This is a genomic window from Terrabacter sp. P5_B1, assembly GCF_056400505.1.
On sequence record NZ_JBFULD010000415.1, the window covers coordinates 1 to 3,112 of the forward strand.

At 71.2% G+C, this 3,112-nt stretch carries 3 protein-coding genes; 2 read left to right on the forward strand and 1 reads right to left on the reverse strand.

Going from position 1 to position 3,112, the window contains the following annotated elements; genetic code table 11:
* Both AC1DP0_RS20150 and murJ read left to right on the forward strand, forming a co-directional pair.
* A partial coding sequence (locus tag AC1DP0_RS20150) for a uroporphyrinogen decarboxylase family protein (protein ID WP_478088037.1) occupies positions 1 to 427 on the forward strand: 427 nt, incomplete at its 5' end.
* Positions 424 to 2,109 carry a murein biosynthesis integral membrane protein MurJ gene (murJ, locus tag AC1DP0_RS20155; protein WP_478088041.1) on the forward strand — a complete coding sequence of 562 codons (1,686 nt, stop codon included), beginning with the start codon at positions 424 to 426 and terminating at the stop codon, positions 2,107 to 2,109. The genes AC1DP0_RS20150 and murJ, both read left to right, overlap by 4 nt.
* 26 nt (positions 2,110 to 2,135) lie before the next feature.
* Here murJ and AC1DP0_RS20160 read toward each other — a convergent pair.
* On the reverse strand, positions 2,136 to 3,112 hold a 977-nt coding region (locus AC1DP0_RS20160), incomplete at its 5' end, for a DUF4349 domain-containing protein (RefSeq protein ID WP_478088039.1).

Consider the following 3,112-nt stretch of genomic DNA (forward strand, 5'->3'; position numbering starts at 1 on the left):
CAGCTCCTGGGCCGGTGCGCTGTCGCGCGCGGACTACGCGGCCCGCGCGATGCCGCACTCCGCGACCGCGCTCGCCATGGTCGAGGACCTCGACGTGCCCCGCATCCACTTCGGGGTGGGCACGGGCGAGCTGCTGGCTCTCCTGGGTGCGGCCGGGGCCGAGGTGGTCGGGGTCGACTACCGCGTGTCGCTGACCGACGCCGTCGAGCGCCTCGGGCCGACGTATGCCGTGCAGGGCAACCTCGACCCCGCCCTGCTGTTCGCGCCGTGGGACGCCCTCGAGCGGCGCGTGCGCGAGATCGTCGAGGAAGGGCGCCCCGCGCCGGGCCACATCTTCAACCTCGGTCACGGCGTACTGCCCGACGTCGACCCCGACGTGCTCACCCGGGTGACCGCGCTCGTCCACGAGTGCTCGAGCCGCCGATGACGACGGCGGCTCCTTCGGTCGCTCGCTCCAGTCTCACCATGCTCGGTGGGTCCGTGGCGTCGCGGATCCTCGGGGTGGTGCGCAACGGCCTCATCACCGCGATCATCGGTGCGCAGCTGGCCGGCGACGCCTTCTCCCTGGCGAACACCCTCCCCAACGTCCTCTACGTCCTCGCAGCGGGCGGCATCCTCAACGCGGTGCTCATCCCGTCGCTCGCGCGCGCCATGAAGCTGCACGACGGCGGCCAGGAGTTCACCGACCGCGTCATCACGGTCGCCCTGGCCGGGATGGCGCTCATCACCGTCGTCGTCATGGCCGGAGCCGGCGGCTTCGTGTGGCTGCTCGCGCGCAGCTCCTCGCCCCAGTTCAAGGACCTCGCGCTGGCGTTCTCGCTCATCTGCCTGCCGCAGATCTTCTTCTACGGCCTCTTCGCCCTGCTCGGGCAGGTCCTCAATGCGCGAGGGCAGTTCGGCGCGTTCGCATGGGCGCCCTTCATCGCCAACGTCGTCGCGGTCGCCGGACTCGTCCTCTTCCTCGTCGTCTTCGGGCAGCCGCACGGCGTCGGTCCGAACGGGCACCAGCAGCCCCGCAACCCGTCCGAGTGGACCGGACCGATGATCTGGCTCTTCGCAGGCTCGGCGACGCTCTCGGTCGTGGTCCAGGCGCTCTCGCTCGTGCCGGCCCTGCGGCGCGCCGGGTTCCACTACCGGCCGCGCTGGGGCCTCCGGGGGGTCGGTCTCGGGGGTGTGAGCCGACTCGCCCTCTGGGCCTTCTGCGGCCTGGCGGTGTCACAGATCGGCTTCTTCATCAGCCAGGGCGTCCTCAACAACGCCACCGCGCAGGCCAGCGTGCTCGGGCTGAGGAGCGCGGCCCGTGGACCTATGGCCTACAGCATCGCGTTCACGCTCTTCATGCTGCCGCACGCCTTCATCACGGTCTCGATCATGACGGCGCTCTTCCCGCGCTTCTCCGCGGCAGCCGCTGCAGGCGATCGGGATCGCCTCCGACGCGACTTCCGCACCGGTCTGGCGATGCCGCTGGTGGCCAACGTGCCGATCATGGTGGCGGTCATCGTGCTCGCCAACCCGATCGTGGCGCTGCTCAACCCCGGGATCGACGCCCGGTCCGTCGAGGTCTCGGCCAGCGTCCTCATCATCATGATCCTCGGGCTCGTGCCGTTCGGGCTCGACCTGCTCTGCTACCGCATGTTCTTCGCGCTCGAGGACGGCAAGCCGACCGTCGTCATGCAGGCCCTGCTCACAGCCATCAGCGCGATCGCCGGTGCCGTGACGTTCTTCGTCAACCCGGTGTGGGCCATCGGCATCATGGCGATGGGTCAGACCGTGGGCAACGTGGTCAGCTCCGGCGTGGGCCTCTTCCTGCTCCGGCGGCGCACCGGGCCCCTCGGCCTCATGAGCGGCCTGGTCACGGCGTCGCGAGTCGGAGTCGCTGCAGCCGTCGCCGGTGTCGTCGCCTGGGGGGTCACGTTGGTGCTCAACCCGATCACGGGCGCGGCCATCGAGAGCTCGCCCTCCGCCCTCAGGCGGATGTTCGCCAGCGCGGTCGAGATCGGTCTCGTCGGTCTCGTCTTCGGCGTCATCTACGTCGGCATCGCCCACGCCATGCACGTGCGCGAGGTCCGTCAGGTCGGTGACATGCTCCGCCACCGGTTCGGTCGCTGACCGAACCGCTGACCGGCGTCGACGCCTCAGTCCCCGGAGGGGGAGCCCCCGGAACCGGTGGGCGAGGACGCGGCGGCGGTCTCGGCAGGAGCCTGCGGTGAGGAGAGGGCCGCAGGGTCACCTGCCGTGTGGGAGGTCGCAGACGGCATACCTGCGCCGCGACGACGCCACACCCGCAGGGCCAGCAGGGTGAGCGGCACGAGCAGGACGAGCCACGGCAGGAGCGCGGCGAGCCCGGTCAGGATGACCGTGACGGAGCCGAGGAGGCTGTCCCACGCCGTGCGCAGGCCCCCGGTGATCCCGCTCTGGGTCGGCACCGGCGTGGTGGCGTCGGTCCACAGCGTCACGGTGACGTCGCTCGTCGTCGTCATCGCGTCGAGCTTCGCGAGGCGCTGCTCGAACGAGTCCAGGTCGGCCTGGCGCCGGCTCAGCTCGCTCTCGAGCGTGATGACCTGCTGGAGGTCCGTCGTCTTGGCGAGGAGGGCACGCACCCGGTCGATGCCGTCACGCATCGGCTGGATGCGGGCCTTCGTGTCGATGTAGCTGTCGGTGACGTCCTGCGACTGCGAGGAGCGGTGGCTGACGGACCCGATCTTCGACAGCTGGGTCAGCACGTCGTCGAGCGCCTTCGCCGGGACGCTGAGCACCATGCGTGCCTCGTCCACCCCGACGTCCGGCACCGACGTGCCGACCCCGAGCTGCGGGTCGACGCCTTGTGGGCCCACCGGCCCACCCGTCGGGTCGACTGCCGTGACGACGTCCTCGGACATGACCTGACCGCCGGCATCGGTGGCGATGACGCGGGCGCGGGCTGCTGATCCCGTCAGGTCGCTGACCTTGATCCCGAGCCAGGCGGACCGCGCGAGTTTCGACTCGATGACCACGGCCGCGCCGGCCAAGCCGGTGCCCTGCGCTGCGCCCGACGCTCCGCCCGAGTCGGCGGCCGGTGCCTTGGCGCCGGAGCTCGTGTCGGCTGGGGCGCCCGCTCCGTCCACCCCACCCC